The sequence below is a fragment of the Streptomyces sp. NPDC026659 genome (genome assembly GCF_040638245.1).
Lineage (GTDB): Bacteria > Actinomycetota > Actinomycetes > Streptomycetales > Streptomycetaceae > Streptomyces.
Genome location: NZ_JBEZXY010000003.1, coordinates 593,555 through 608,851 on the forward strand (window position 1 = coordinate 593,555; position 15,297 = coordinate 608,851).

Annotated in this window: 8 protein-coding genes; all 8 read left to right on the plus strand. The window is 72.7% G+C overall.

The genetic code is table 11. The annotated features are described in order from the left end of the window. The first annotated feature begins 256 nt into the window (after positions 1-256). The 8 genes from AB0E91_RS11670 to AB0E91_RS11705 all read left to right on the plus strand — a co-directional run bounded on the left by AB0E91_RS11670 (position 257) and on the right by AB0E91_RS11705 (position 15,204). Complete coding sequence (locus tag AB0E91_RS11670; RefSeq protein ID WP_361778799.1) at positions 257-2,665, plus strand: sodium-translocating pyrophosphatase; 2,409 nt, start codon at positions 257-259, stop codon at positions 2,663-2,665. Positions 2,666-2,901: 236 nt separating this feature from the next. Continuing rightward, entirely contained in the window at positions 2,902-3,495 is a 594-nt protein-coding gene (locus tag AB0E91_RS11675) for a small secreted protein (protein ID WP_361778802.1), read from the plus strand. Positions 3,496-3,603: 108 nt separating this feature from the next. Then, entirely contained in the window at positions 3,604-5,133 is a 1,530-nt protein-coding gene (locus AB0E91_RS11680; protein ID WP_361778805.1) for a class I SAM-dependent methyltransferase, read from the plus strand. 310 nt (positions 5,134-5,443) lie between these two features. Further along, positions 5,444-5,641 carry a hypothetical protein gene (locus AB0E91_RS11685; protein WP_161182227.1) on the plus strand — a complete coding sequence of 66 codons (198 nt, stop codon included), beginning with the start codon at positions 5,444-5,446 and terminating at the stop codon, positions 5,639-5,641. A gap of 237 nt (positions 5,642-5,878) precedes the next feature. Continuing rightward, a complete protein-coding gene (gene topA / locus AB0E91_RS11690) occupies positions 5,879-8,704 on the plus strand; it encodes a type I DNA topoisomerase (RefSeq protein WP_361778808.1) in 2,826 nt (941 codons plus the stop codon). Between the two features lie 172 nt (positions 8,705-8,876). Next, positions 8,877-12,065 (plus strand): dTMP kinase, encoded by a 3,189-nt coding sequence (gene tmk / locus AB0E91_RS11695; protein ID WP_361778811.1) that lies wholly within the window; start codon positions 8,877-8,879, stop codon positions 12,063-12,065. Between the two features lie 182 nt (positions 12,066-12,247). Next, on the plus strand, positions 12,248-13,453 hold the full coding sequence (locus AB0E91_RS11700) for a DNA polymerase III subunit delta' (RefSeq protein ID WP_361778814.1): 1,206 nt from the start codon (positions 12,248-12,250) through the stop codon (positions 13,451-13,453). Between the two features lie 113 nt (positions 13,454-13,566). Next, positions 13,567-15,204, plus strand: a complete 1,638-nt coding sequence (locus tag AB0E91_RS11705) for an alpha/beta hydrolase (protein WP_361778817.1) — start codon at positions 13,567-13,569, stop codon at positions 15,202-15,204. Positions 15,205-15,297: the final 93 nt, after the last annotated feature.

Consider the following 15,297-nt stretch of genomic DNA (forward strand, 5'->3'; position numbering starts at 1 on the left):
CCGAGCAGGGCCCTTTGTGCTGCCTCCCGTCGCCCCGGAATTCGTGAAGGACTTCACGAATAATTCCGATCAAGGAAATCATCCACCGGAACACTGGCGGAACGTCCCCGGAAATGCCTCAGCGCTATTACGCCGTTCGGGTTCTCGGTCCTTGTTCCGGTCCGGATCATTTGCTAAAGACCATGTGCCGGGCAATTCTGTTTACCGTGCCCTGTGCTGATCATTACGAGCTCAGCCCAAGCCTCAAGGAGGACGAATGGCGGGGCTTTCCCTCCCTCAGCCGGATCACTCCATACCCCTCGCGGCAGCGGTCCTGACCGACGACAACCGGATCATGGTCGCGGTGATCGCGGCCGTCGCCGTGGCCGCGCTCGTGGTCGCGGGCGTCCTGGTGCGCCAGGTGCTGGCGCACGACGAGGGCACCGACTCGATGAAAGAGATCGCGGAGGCGGTCCAGGAAGGTGCCAAGGCGTATCTCGCGCGGCAGTTGCGCACACTCGGTGTATTCGCCGTGGTCGTCTTCTTCCTGCTTCTGCTGCTGCCCGCCGACGACTGGAATCAGCGGGCCGGACGATCCGTGTTCTTCCTGATCGGCGCGGTGTTCTCGGCGGCCACCGGTTATATCGGCATGTGGCTCGCCGTCCGCAGCAATGTGCGTGTCGCCGCGGCCGCGCGGCGGGCGACTCCCGCGCGGGGCGAACCGGAAGAAGATCTCACCGTCGTGTCGCACACGGCGATGAAGATCGCATTTCGCACGGGCGGTGTCGTCGGCATGTTCACCGTCGGGCTCGGCCTGCTCGGCGCCTCCTGCGTGGTGCTGGTGTACGCGGCCGACGCGCCCAAGGTGCTGGAGGGCTTCGGCCTCGGGGCCGCGCTCATCGCCATGTTCATGCGTGTGGGCGGCGGCATCTTCACCAAGGCCGCCGACGTGGGCGCCGACCTGGTCGGCAAGGTCGAGCAGGGCATCCCGGAGGACGACCCCCGCAACGCCGCGACCATCGCGGACAACGTGGGCGACAACGTCGGCGACTGCGCGGGCATGGCGGCCGACCTGTTCGAGTCCTACGCCGTCACCCTGGTCGCCGCGCTGATCCTCGGCAAGACCGCCTTCGGCGACGCGGGCCTCGCCTTCCCGCTGCTGGTGCCCGCCATCGGCGTGGTCACCGCCATGATCGGCATCTTCGCGGTCGCCCCGCGCCGTGCCGACCGCAGCGGCATGAGCGCGATCAACCGGGGCTTCTTCATCTCGGCGGTGATCTCCCTCGCGCTCGTCGCCGTCGCCGTCTTCACCTATCTCCCCTCCCGCTACGCGGACCTGAAGGGCGTCACGGACGCCGCGATCCTCGCCAAGGACGGCGACCCGCGCGTCCTCGCGGTGGTCGCGGTGGCCATCGGCATCCTGCTCGCCGCCGTCATCCAGCAGCTCACCGGCTACTTCACCGAGACCACCCGCCGCCCGGTCCGCGACATCGGCAAGACCTCGCTCACCGGTCCGGCCACCGTCGTGCTGTCCGGCATCTCCATCGGCCTGGAATCGGCGGTGTACACCGCGTTGCTGATCGCGCTCAGCGTGTACGGCGCGTTCCTGCTCGGCGGTACGTCGATCATGCTCGCGCTGTTCGCGGTGGCGCTGGCGGGCACCGGGCTCCTCACCACGGTCGGCGTGATCGTCGCCATGGACACCTTCGGGCCGGTCTCCGACAACGCGCAGGGCATCGCCGAGATGTCCGGCGACGTCGAGGGCGCCGGCGCGCAGGTGCTCACCGACCTGGACGCGGTCGGCAACACCACCAAGGCGATCACCAAGGGCATCGCGATCGCCACCGCCGTCCTCGCGGCCGCGGCGCTCTTCGGGTCGTACCGGGACGCGATCACCACCAATGTGCGGGACGTGGGAGAGACGCTGACCGGGCCGGGGGCGCCGCTGACCCTGTCCATGGACATCTCCCAGCCCAACAACCTCGTTGGCCTGATCGCGGGCGCGGCGGTCGTCTTCCTTTTCTCCGGACTCGCCATCAGCGCCGTGTCCCGGTCTGCCGGTTCGGTGGTCTACGAGGTGCGGCGGCAGTTCCGCGAGAAGCCCGGGATCATGAACTTCACGCAGAAACCGGAGTACGGCAGGGTCGTCGACATCTGCACCAAGGACGCCCTCCGGGAACTGGCCACGCCGGGTCTCCTTGCCGTCATGGCGCCGATCTTCATCGGCTTCACCCTCGGCGTCGGCGCGCTCGGTGCCTACCTCGCGGGCGCCATCGGCGCGGGCACCCTCATGGCGGTGTTCCTCGCCAACTCCGGCGGCGCGTGGGACAACGCCAAGAAGCTCGTCGAGGACGGCCACCACGGCGGCAAGGGCAGCGAGGCCCACGCGGCCACGGTGATCGGCGACACGGTGGGCGACCCGTTCAAGGACACGGCGGGCCCGGCCATCAACCCGCTGCTGAAGGTCATGAACCTCGTCTCGCTGCTCATCGCGCCCGCGGTGATCAAGTTCTCCTACGGCGCCGACAGGAGCACGGGCGTACGGATCGTGGTCGCGGTGCTCGCGCTGGCGGTGATCGTCGTCGCGGTGTACGTGTCCAAGCGGCGCGGCATCGCGGTGGGCGACGGGGACGACGAGGACGAGGGAGAGATATCCAACTCGACGCCCCCGGCGGTCGTTTCGTAGGCGGCGTAGGGAGGGTCCGGTCAACGGACGGGCGGGCGGTGCGTGCTGACGTACCGCCCGCCCGTCGCGTGTGTGGAGGGCGCGCTCCCCTTTCCTGTGGGCATCCGCACGCCGTGAGCCTTCTCTCCTGCGGTGCGAAACATGACAAAAGACGACGTAGGGGGCGTACGCCGGGGGGAGGGTGTGGTCCGCCGTGTAGATTCCGGGGGCCGAGAGCCAGGGAAGGGACCGATCCTGTGAACAAGAAGCTCGCGGCCGCGCTGTCCGGTGGTGCGGTACTCATAGTGGCGCTGTCCGGATGCGGCGGCAAGAGCGAAGGACCCGACCCCAAGCTGGGGGTCTGGGCCAAGTCGGTGTGCGACGCCGTACCCGCTCAGGACAAGAAGATCAGCTCCGCGAACGCGGCCATCGCCAAGATCGCCTCCGACAGCGACCTCGCGCCGAAGGATGCCAAGGACACGTACTCCCAGGCATTCCAGGACATGTCCGAGGGCTACAAGGCGATCGCCGACGCCATCAGCGGCGCCGGTGCGCCCCCCGGTGTCGAGGACGGCGCCAAGCGCCAGCAGGACGCGGTCAAGAACCTCAACGACCTCTCCGCGTCGTACGCCGACCTGAAGAAGAAGGTCGACGACCTGGACACCAAGGACCAGGGCCAGTTCGCCAAGGGGCTGCACGACGTCGCCGACCGCACCAAGGCGATCGGCAAGCAGAGCGACAGCGGCACCGAGGCGCTCAAGCGTCTGGAGCAGGGCGACGTCCGCGAGGCGATCGCCGAGCAGGCCAGCTGCAAGGCCTCGGCCTCGTCGGCGCCCGCGCAGGCGGGCTGACGGCGCGCACCGCGGGCCGGGCCGGGCGACGAAGCCGCCCCGCCCGCTGCCCGGCCGCCCCGGCCGGGCATCACCGGTCACTTCGGCGCGGCGGGCCACAATGGGGACGTGACTGACACCGGTTCCGCTCCCCTGCCCGCCGCCGACCGCCCCGGCACCACCGCCCGGCTGCGCGAGGCCCTGCTCGCGGCCTCCTTCACCGCCGACGGTCTGCTCGACCTGCTCGGCGCCCCCGCGTACGCGGCGCTGGCCCGCAGCGAGACCGTGCCCGCGCTCCGTGCGACCCGCGGCGACACGCCGCTGGAGGCGCTGGTGCGGCTCTTCCTGCTCCAGCAGCCCGTGCCGTCCGCGCGCCTGGCCGGCGTCCTCCCCGTCGACGACGCGGTCGACGCGGGCTGGCTCAGCCGTGTGGGCGACGAGGTGGCCGCGACGGTGGACGTACGGCCCTACGGCGGTCCCGATGGCGAGGACTGGTTCATCGTGTCCGACCTCGGCTGCGCGGTCGGCGGCGCGGGCGGCATCGGACAGCGCGCCGAGAACGTCGTCCTCGGTGTCGGCGGTGCCTCCACGACGCTGGCCGGGATCACCGTGCGCACGCCCGTCGGCTCCGCGCTGGACCTCGGCACCGGCTCCGGCATCCAGGCGCTGCACGCCGCCCAGCACGCCACGCGCGTGACGGCCACCGACCTCAACCCGCGCGCGCTGGACATCACCGCGCTCACCCTCGCGCTCTCCGGCGCGCCCGCCGCCGAGCTGCGCGAGGGCTCGCTGTTCGAACCGGTGCGGGAGGACGAGACGTTCGACCTGATCGTCTCCAACCCGCCGTTCGTCATCTCGCCCGGCGCCCGGCTCACCTACCGGGACGGCGGGATGAGCGGGGACGATCTGTGCCGCACGCTCGTTCAGCAGGCGGGGGACCGGCTGAACGAGGGCGGGTTCGCGCAGTTCCTCGCCAACTGGCAGCACGTGGAGGGGGAGGACTGGCAGGAGCGGCTCAGGTCGTGGGTGCCGCGCGGCTGCGACGCGTGGATCGTGCAGCGCGAGACGCAGGACGTCACGCAGTACGCCGAGCTGTGGCTGCGGGACGCCGGGGACCACCGCGAGGACCCGGCGGAGTATCAGGCGCGGTACGACGCCTGGCTCGACGAGTTCGAGGCGCGCAAGGTCAAGGGGATCGGCTTCGGCTGGATCACCCTGCGCAAGACGGCGGCGGCCGAGCCGTCCATCGTCGTGGAGGAGTGGCCGCACGCGGTCGAACAGCCCCTCGGCGACGCGATCCGCGCGCACTTCGAACGCGTCGCCCATCTGCGCGAGCACGACGACGCGGCCCTGCTGGAGGGGCACTTCAGGCTGGCCGCCGAGGTGGTCCAGGAGCAGGTCGGGCTCCCCGGCGCCGAGGACCCCGAGCATGTGGTGCTCCGTCAGCACCGGGGCATGTGCCGCGCCACCAAGGTCGACACCATCGGCGCGGGCTTCGCGGGCGTCTGCGACGGCACGCTGAGCGCGGGCCGCATCCTGGACGCCATCGCCCAGCTGGTCGGCGAGGACCCGGTGGCCCTGCGCGACCGCACCCCGGCCCAGATCCGGCTGCTGGTGGAGCAGGGCTTCCTGGAGCCGGTCGGCGAACCGGTCGCCTGACCTGTCGGACGGCCGGGTGCCCTGACCTGTCGGACGGCCGGGCGCGGGGAGGGCGGGTACGGCTGCCGTACCCGCCCTCCCCGCGCCTGCGTAACCGCCACCCGATCTTCGCCGTACGCCCCGGGCACCACGCCACGCCGGAGAACTGCCGGAGAACGGTTGGAGAACGGCCGGAAAGACACGCTCCGCCACCCGGGTTCCGGCCGGGCGGAGCTTGTCGTTCACCCGGATGTCGCCCCCCTGTCGATCGCCCGTGGCACGCTCCCCGCGCCGAAGCGGGACGGGGCGGGAAGAGAGGGGCGGGCGGGGTATGGAGAGCGGTCCGGCGGTGTTCGCAGGAGTGGTGTTCGCGCTGTTCGGAGGCGGTCTGCTGGGGTGGACCGGGGTCCGGCTGCGGCAGGGGCGGCCGGTGGCGCAGGGGGTCGGGCAGACCCTGTCGGCGAGCCTCGCCGGGATCGGCGGAACCGTGGCGCTGGGGCTCGCCGCGTACTGCCTCACCCGGCTCTGAGATCCGGGGCGGAACGTCGCGCTCCGGACGCGGGCCGCGGACCGGGCGGGCACTCCGGGCGGCAGGAATACCGGTAGTCGGGTTACCGTTCGAGTGGCCGTTGTGGGCTTTTCCCGTTTGACACGGGGGCGGGATGTACCGTCACACTCCGCAGCGTCACACGTGCCAGAAGCACGCCGCGACCCCGGGACCCAGGCCCTGGGGAGGCCACAGCGTCGACCGGAGAGAAGAGCGAAGTTGTCCCCGACCAGCGAGACCGCACAGGGCGGCCGCCGACTCGTCATCGTCGAGTCGCCTGCCAAGGCGAAGACGATCAAGGGTTACCTCGGCCCCGGCTACGTAGTCGAGGCGAGCGTCGGGCACATCCGGGACCTTCCCAGCGGCGCCGCGGAGGTGCCGGAGAAGTACACCGGTGAGGTCCGCCGCCTCGGTGTGGACGTGGACCACGACTTCGCGCCGATCTATGTCATCAACGCGGACAAGAAGGCACAGGTAAAGAAGCTCCGGGACCTGATGAAGGACTCCGTCGAGCTCTTCCTCGCCACCGATGAGGACCGCGAGGGCGAGGCCATCGCCTGGCACCTCCAGGAGGTCCTCCAGCCGAAGATCCCCGTCAAGCGGATGGTCTTCCACGAGATCACCAAGGACGCGATCCGCGAGGCCGTCGCCAACCCCCGCGAGCTGAACAAGAAGCTGGTCGACGCCCAGGAGACCCGCCGCATCCTCGACCGCCTCTACGGCTACGAGGTCTCGCCGGTCCTGTGGAAGAAGGTCATGCCGAAGCTGTCGGCGGGCCGTGTCCAGTCGGTGGCCACCCGGCTCATCGTCGAGCGCGAGCGCGACCGCATCGCCTTCCGCTCCGCCGAGTACTGGGACCTGACCGGCACCTTTGCCACCGGCCGCGCCGGTGACCCCTCCGACCCGTCGTCGCTGGTCGCCCGGCTCCAGTCCGTGGACGGCCGCCGTGTCGCCCAGGGCCGCGACTTCGACTCCCTCGGGCAGATCAAGAGCCCGAACACCCTCCACCTGGACGAGGGAGGCGCCCGCGCGCTCGCCGCCGCCCTGGAGACCACCCGCTTCGCGGTGCGCTCGGTCGAGTCCAAGCCGTACCGCCGCTCGCCGTACGCCCCGTTCCGTACGACCACGCTCCAGCAGGAGGCCAGCCGCAAGCTCGGCTTCGGCGCGAAGGCGACCATGCAGGTCGCCCAGAAGCTGTACGAGAACGGCTACATCACGTACATGCGTACGGACTCCACGACGCTGAGCGAGACGGCCATCTCGGCCGCCCGCGCCCAGGTCACCCACCTCTACGGCGCCGACTACCTCCCGCCGCAGCCGCGCACCTACGCGGGCAAGGTCAAGAACGCCCAGGAGGCGCACGAGGCGATCCGCCCCTCCGGCGACCGCTTCCGCACGCCCGCCGAGACCGGTCTGACCGGCGACCAGTTCCGGCTCTACGAGCTGATCTGGAAGCGCACCGTCGCCTCCCAGATGAAGGACGCGGTCGGCAACAGCGTCACCGTCAGGATCGGCGGCACCTCCGCCGACGGCCGGGACGTGGAGTTCAGCGCCTCCGGCAAGACGATCACCTTCCACGGCTTCCTCAAGGCGTACGTCGAGGGCGCCGACGACCCGAACGCCGAGCTGGACGACCGCGAGCGCCGGCTGCCCCAGGTCTCCGAGGGCGACCCGCTGGCCGCCGACGAGATCACGGTCGACGGCCACGCCACCAAGGCCCCGGCCCGCTACACCGAGGCGTCCCTGGTCAAGGAGCTGGAGGAGCGCGAGATCGGCCGCCCGTCGACCTACGCGTCGATCATCGGCACGATCCTGGACCGCGGCTACGTCTTCAAGAAGGGCACGGCCCTGGTGCCGTCCTTCCTGTCCTTCGCCGTCGTCAACCTGCTGGAGAAGCACTTCGGCCGGCTCGTCGACTACGACTTCACCGCCCGCATGGAGGACGACCTCGACCGCATCGCGCGCGGCGAGGCCCAGTCGGTGCCGTGGCTCAAGCGCTTCTACTTCGGCGAGGGCCTGGCGGACTCCGGTGCCGCCGCCGACGCGGGCAACGGCGACGGCGACCACCTCGGCGGCCTCAAGGAACTGGTCACCGACCTCGGCGCGATCGACGCCCGCGAGGTGTCGTCCTTCCCGGTGGGCGACGGGATCGTGCTGCGCGTGGGCCGCTACGGGCCGTACATCGAGCGCGGCGAGAAGGACACCGAGCAGCACCAGCGCGCCGATGTCCCCGAGGACCTGGCGCCGGACGAGCTGACCGTCGAACTGGCCGAGGAGCTGCTGGCCAAGCCGAGCGGCGACTTCGAGCTGGGCGCCGACCCGGTCACCGGCCACCAGATCATCGCCAAGGACGGCCGCTACGGCCCCTACGTCACCGAGGTGCTCCCCGAGGGCACCCCGAAGACCGGCAAGAACGCGGTCAAGCCGCGCACGGCCTCCCTCTTCAAGTCCATGTCGCCCGACACGGTCACCCTGGAGGAGGCGCTCCGGCTGATGTCGCTGCCCCGCGTGGTCGGCACGGACGCCGAGGGCGTGGAGATCACCGCGCAGAACGGCCGCTACGGCCCGTACCTGAAGAAGGGCACGGACTCGCGCTCGCTCACCTCCGAGGACCAGATCTTCACGATCACCCTGGAGGAGGCGCTGGCGATCTACGCCCAGCCCAAGCAGCGCGGCCGGGCCGCGGCCAAGCCGCCGCTGAAGGAGCTGGGCGACGACCCGGTCTCCGGCAAGCCGGTCGTGGTCAAGGACGGCCGCTTCGGGCCGTACGTCACCGACGGGGAGACCAACGCCACCCTGCGCTCCGGCGACAGTGTGGAGGAGATCACCCCCGAGCGCGGCTTCGAGCTGCTCGCCGAGAAGCGGGCCAAGGGCCCCGCCAAGAAGACGGCGGCGAAGAAGACGACGGCGAAGAAGACCGCCCCGGCGAAGAAGACCGCCGCCAAGAAGACGACGGCGAAGAAGACGACCGCCAAGAAGACGACCCCGGCGAAGAAGACCGCCGCGGCCGCCAAGAAGACGGCCTCCTCGGGCACGGAGGACTGAGCCTCCGAAAAGTCCTCCGGGACGCTTCCCGTACGCCCCGGTACCGCCCGCCCGCGGTGCCGGGGCGTCGGCGTGTCGCCGCCGTGTGAGCACCCGGCGCACGTCCCGGGCAGAGCGGGACCGAGGGGGCAAGGAGGGCATGGGTGTCAGCGGCTGCGGATAGGCTGAACGCATGACGCGAGCCGAGCAGCCAACGGCCCCCACCCCAGCACCGGACGACGCACTGGTCGCGGATTCCCGCGAACGCGCCGTCCGTTCCCTGCTGCGCCGACCGGACCTGCGGCGCCTGTGCGGCGCACACCTCGTGAGCGGTACGGGCGACGCCCTGGCCCTGCTCGTGCTGGTCCTCCTGGTCCTCCAGGCGGCGGTCGACCAGGGCGCCTTCGGCGGCGGCTACCGGGGCGTGGCCTTCGCCGTCGCGGTCGTCTTCGCGGTGCGCGTCCTGGCCACCCTGCTCTTCGGCGCCGTCCTGCTCGGCCCGATGAGCACCCTGACCGCGCCGGGCGGCCTGCTCGACCGGCGCTGGACCATGGTCGGCGCCGACGGTCTGCGCGCCGCGCTGCTGCTCGTCGCCCCCCTGTGGATCGACTGGACGCCGGACAACGCGCTGTCCGTCCTCCTCGTCACCGCCTTCGTCACCGGTGTGGCCGAGCGGCTGTGGACGGTGTGCCGCGAGAGCGCGGCCCCCGGTCTGCTGCCCGCCCCGCCCCCCGAGGGCGCGACCGTGCGCCCGCTGCCGGACCACCTGGACGCCCTGCGCCGCCTCGCGCTGCGCATCGGCTTCCTCGCCGTCCCGCTGGCGGCCGCCACGCTGGTCGTCGCCTCGCTGTTCAACAACCTGCTGGCCACCGGGATCACCTGGTTCGACCAGCACCACGCGGCCCTCGCGTCGTACGTGGCGGCCGGACTGTTCGCCGCCTCCCTGTCCGTGCTCGGCGCCATGAAGCTGCCCGGCCTGCGCACCCCGCGCGCGCGGTCGCCGCTGGAGGGCCTGCGCCGCCCGCGCACCACCGCCGGGGTGGACAAGGGCCGTACGGGCGCGGTCCTGCCGCTCGTCATCGCCTGCGCCGCCGTGGCCGGGGCCATCGCCGCCGCCGTCTCCGTGTGCGTGCTGCACGCCACCGACCTGGGCGGCGGCCCGGTGCTCTACGGCCTGCTGGTGCTCGGCCTGACCGGCGGTGTCGGCGTCGGCATCCGCACCGCGCCCGCGCTGCTGTCCTCGCTCTCGCGCCGCCGGTTCCTCGCGCTGGCCATAGCGGTCACCGGCATCGCCCTGCTGGCCGCCGGTCTCGTCCCGGACGTCACCACGGTGCTGCTCCTGGTCACCCTGGCCGGTGTCGCCGCGGGCGTGTCCGCGAACACCGGGCACGCGCTGCTCGACCAGGAGACCGAGGAGTCCCGCCGTCCCCGTATCACCGAGCACCTGCACGCGGTGGTCCGCGTCTTCATGGCGCTCGGCGTCCTGATCGCCCCCGTGGTCGCCGGGCTCATCGGCCGCCACCGGCTGGAGAGCGGCCGCTTCGTCTTCGCGCACGGCGGTGCCTCGTTCACCCTCATGCTGGTCGGCGCGCTGCTGCTGCCGATCGCCGTGCTGGTCCTCGCCAAGGTCGACGACCGCTCCGGCATCCCGCTGCGCCAGGACCTCAAGGACGCCCTGCTCGGCGGGGACGACCCGGTCACGGCCCCCGCGACGAACGGATTCTTCATCGCCCTGGAGGGCGGCGACGGCGCGGGCAAGTCCACCCAGGCCGAGGCGCTCGCCGAGTGGATCCGCAACAAGGGCCACGAGGTCGTCCTCACCCGCGAGCCGGGCGCCACGCCCGTGGGCAAGCGGCTGCGCTCGATCCTGCTCGACGTCTCCTCGGCGGGCCTGTCCCACCGCGCGGAGGCCCTGCTCTACGCGGCCGACCGCGCCGAGCACGTCGACACCGTCGTACGGCCCGCCCTGGAGCGGGGCGCGGTCGTCATCTCGGACCGGTACATCGACTCGTCCGTCGCCTACCAGGGCGCGGGCCGCGACCTCTCCCCGACCGAGATCGCCCGCATCAACCGCTGGGCCACCCATGGTCTGGTCCCGCATCTGACCGTGCTGCTCGACGTGCCGCCGGAGACCGCCCGCGAGCGGTTCACCGAGGCGCCGGACCGCCTGGAGTCGGAGCCCGCCGAGTTCCACGCGCGCGTGCGCTCCGGCTTCCTCACCCTGGCCGCCGCCGACCCCGGCCGCTATCTGGTCGTGGACGCCGGGCAGGAGCCCGAGGCCGTCACCACCGTGATCCGGCACCGGCTCGACGTCGTCCTCCCGCTCTCCGAGGCCGAGATCAAGGCCCAGGAAGAGGCCCGGAGGAAGGCCGAGGAGGACGCGCGCCGCAAGGCCGAGGAAGAGGCCGCGCGCAAGGCCGAGGAGGAGCGCCTGGAGCGCGAGCGCCAGGAGACGCTGGCCCGGCTGCGCGCCGAGGAGGAGGAGCGCAAGCAGCGCGAGCTGGAGGAGGCCCAGCGCCGCGAGGCCGAGCGCCAGGCGGAGGAGGCCAAGCGCCGGGCCGAGGAGGCCCACCGGCGCGCCGAGGAGGAGCGGCAGCGGCTGCTCGCCGAGGAGAAGGCCCGCGCCGCCGAGGAGGCCCGCCGCAGGGCGGAGGAGGAGCGCCGCCGCCGGGAGGCCGAGGAGGAGGCCCGGCTCCGTGCCGAGGCCGAGGCCCTGCGCCTGGAGAAGCAGCGCAAGGCCGAGGAGGCCCTGCTGCGCGCCGAGGAGGCCCGCAGGCACGCCGCCGAGGCGGCCGCGGCGGCCCAGGAGGCGGCCCGCCGCCGGGGCGCCCCGCAGCCGACGGACCGGCCCGCGCCCCCGGAGGCGACGACCATGCCGACCCCCGTGATCTCGCTGAACAAGGACGACGCCCCGCGCCCCGCGCCCCGCGCCGTGGACGAGACGGTCCCGACCCCGGTCATCAGGCCGGACGCCGACCGCACGGCCCTGCTCCCGCCGGTGCGCGACGAGCACCGCGAGTCCGAGGTGACGGCCGAGGTGCCGCTGCCCCCGGCGGGCGCCGCGGACGAGACGGCCGTACTGCCCCAGGTGCCGGCCGACGAGACCGCCGTACTGCCGCCCGTGCGCGGCGACGGCCGCCCGAGCCGGGTGCCGTCCGGCTACTTCCGCGACGAGCGGACCGGTTCCGACGACAGCACCCGCGAGATGCCCCAGCTCGACGCCGACGGCCGCCCCCGCCGCCCGCGCCCCGACTGGGCCGAGGAGACCCCGCTGGACGACCTGCCGTCGCTGGCGGACGAACTGCTCGGCTCGTACGGCGACCGCGAGTACGGGGCGCGTGACGAGGACGAGGACAGGCGGGGCCGCAACCGGCGCCGCTGAGCGGCACCGGTCACCGGACAGGGGCGGCGCCCCCGGAGCACAGCTGCGGCTCCGGGGGCGCCGCCTTTCCGATGCCCGCCGGCCGCTCGTTTTCGGCGTTGTCGGTGCTCCCCCGCACAATGGAGGCCGGACAGGCGCGGTGTGACGGACAGACGCGGTGTGACGGAAGGGCGGCGTGACCCATGACCGTATGGGACGACCTCGTCGGGCAGGAGAAGGTCGGCGCGGTGCTCGAGGGCGCCGCGCGGGACGCCGACGCGCTCGTCACGGCCGCCTCCGCCGCCGGACCGCTGCCGGAGTCGTCGCGGATGACCCACGCCTGGCTGTTCACGGGCCCGCCCGGCGCCGGGCGCAACCAGGCGGCGCGCGCCTTCGCCGCCGCCCTCCAGTGCGTGAGCCCCGACCGCGCCCTCGGCGGGATGCCCGGCTGCGGCTTCTGCGACGGCTGCCACACCGCGCTGCTCGGCACCCACGCGGATGTGACCCCGGTCGCCGCCGTGGGTGCGGAGATCCTGGTCAGGGACATGCGTGACACGGTTCGCAAGTCGTTCACGTCGCCCGCGAACGGCCGCTGGCAGATCATCCTCGTGGAGGACGCCGAGCGGCTGAACGAGAAGTCGGCCAACGCCGTCCTCAAGGCCGTCGAGGAGCCCGCCCCGCGCACGGTGTGGCTGCTGTGCGCGCCCTCCATCGAGGACGTGCTGCCCACGATCCGCTCCCGCTGCCGCCACCTGAACCTGCGCACGCCCCCCGTGGACGCCGTCGCCGACATGCTCGTCCGCCGCGACGGCGTCGAGCCCGAGGTCGCCGCGGCCGCCGCCCGCGCCACCCAGGGGCACGTCGACCGGGCCCGGCGCCTGGCCACCGACCCGGCGGCCCGCGAGCGCCGCGCCGCCGTGCTCAAGCTGCCGCTGCGCCTGAGCGAGGTCGGCGCCTGTCTGAAGGCCGCCCAGGAGCTGGTCGACGCGGCCGCCGAGGACGCCAAGCAGCTGGCCGAGGAGATGGACGGCAAGGAGTCCGAGGAGCTGAAGGCGGCGCTCGGCGCGGCCCAGGGCGGCCGTATGCCGCGCGGCACGGCGGGCGTGATGAAGGACCTGGAGGACATGCAGAAGCGCCGCAGGACCCGTACGCAGCGCGACAGCCTCGACGTGGCCCTCGGCGACCTCACCGGCTTCTACCGCGACGTCCTCGCCCTCCAGCTCGGCTCGCGCATCGCGCTCGCCAACACCGACGCCGAGGACGCGCTCGACCGGATCGCCCGCTCCAGCTCCCCGGAGTCCACGCTGCGCCGCATCGAGGCGATCGCCGCGTGCCGTGCGGCCCTGGACCGCAATGTGGCTCCGCTGCTGGCGGTGGAGGCGATGACCATGGCGCTGCGGGCGGGGTGAGCGGGGGCGGGTCCTGGTGCCGGGGTCCTGGTGCCGCACCCCCGCCGTACCCCGTACGAGGCACGTATCGTGCACAACGTGTCCACTCCATCGCGCAGGGTTACGCTCGCCTGATGCAGACCGAGCCTTCTCCGCGCCGGTACTCCCGGACACTGTCCCCGGGGTCGCGCGCGCCCCGTACCGCCGGCACCCGTGCCCGTGCCACCGCGGCTCTTCTCGCGGCCGCCGCGCTGCTGCTGACCGCCTGCTCGGCCACCGGCCCGACCGACGCCTCGGCCGCCGCGACGGTCCAGGGCGCGGTGCTGCCCCCGCTGCCGAAGGCGACCCCGGCCGCGCTCGCGCCGTACTACTCCCAGCGGCTGAGCTGGCGCGCGTGCGGTGCCGCCGGTTTCCAGTGCGCGACCTTCAAGGCGCCGCTCGACTACGACAAGCCCGGCTCCGGCGACGTCAAGCTCGCCGTCGTCCGCAAGAAGGCCACCGGCAAGGCCAAGCCGCTCGGCTCCCTGCTGGTGAACCCGGGCGGCCCGGGCGGCTCGGCGATCGACTACCTCCAGCGGTACGCGGCGCTCGGCTATCCCGCCGAGGTTCGCGCCCGGTACGACATGGTCGGCATGGACCCGCGCGGGGTCGGCCGCAGCGATCCGGTCAAGTGTCTCGACGGCCGCCGGATGGACGCCTTCACCGAGACGGACCTGACCCCCGACAGCCCGAAGGAGACGGACGCGCTGGTCGCCGCGGACCGGGGGTTCGCGGAGAGCTGCGGCGCGCACTCGGCGCGGCTGCTGCGGCACGTCTCCACCGTCGAGGCGGCCCGCGACATGGACATCCTGCGCGCCCTGCTCGGCGACCGGAAGCTCAACTACGTGGGCGCCTCGTACGGCACGCTCCTCGGCGCGACCTACGCCGGGCTGTTCCCGCAGCGCGCCGGCCGCCTGGTGCTGGACGGCGCGATCGACCCCACCCTGGACGCCCGCCAGGTGAACCTGGACCAGACGACCGGCTTCGAGACGGCCTTCCAGGCGTTCTCGCGGGACTGCGTGAAGCAGACCGACTGCCCGCTGAACAGCAAGGACCACACCCCGGACCAGGTCGGACAGCGCCTGCAGGCGTTCTTCCGGGAGCTCGACGCCCACCCCATTCCGGCGGGCGACGCGGACGGCCGCGAGCTGGGCGAGCCGCTGGCGACCATCGGCGTGGTCGCGGCGATGTACGACCAGGGCCTCTGGGAGCAACTGCGCGAGGCCCTGAAGTCGGCCATGGACGAGCACGACGGCGCGGGCCTGCTGGCCCTCGCCGACATCTACTACGAGCGCGACGCCAAGGGCCACTACAGCAACCTGATGATGGCCAACGCGGCCGTGAACTGCCTGGACCTCCCGCCCGCCTTCTCCGGCCCGGACCAGGTGCGCAGCGCCCTCCCGGCGTTCCGCAAGGCGTCCCCGGTCTTCGGCACCAGCCTCGCCTGGGCCTCCCTGAACTGCACCTACTGGCCGGTCAAGGCCGTCGGCACCCCCCACCGCATCGAGGCCAAGGGCGCCGCCCCCATCGTGGTCGTGGGCACCACCCGCGACCCCGCGACCCCCTACCGCTGGGCCCAGTCCCTCTCCCGCCAGCTCACCTCGGGCCGCCTGCTGACCTACGACGGCGACGGCCACACCGCCTACGGCCGCGGCAGCACCTGCATCGACACCGCGATCGACACCTACCTCCTCAAGGGCACCCCGCCCACCCAGGGCAAGCGCTGCACCTGACCCCACCGCACCGGCCCCTCCCACCAGGGGCCGGTACGACCACTCCTCGAACCTGTGTAGACTTACCGACGTTGCCGAGCACTCCGGTGCCCA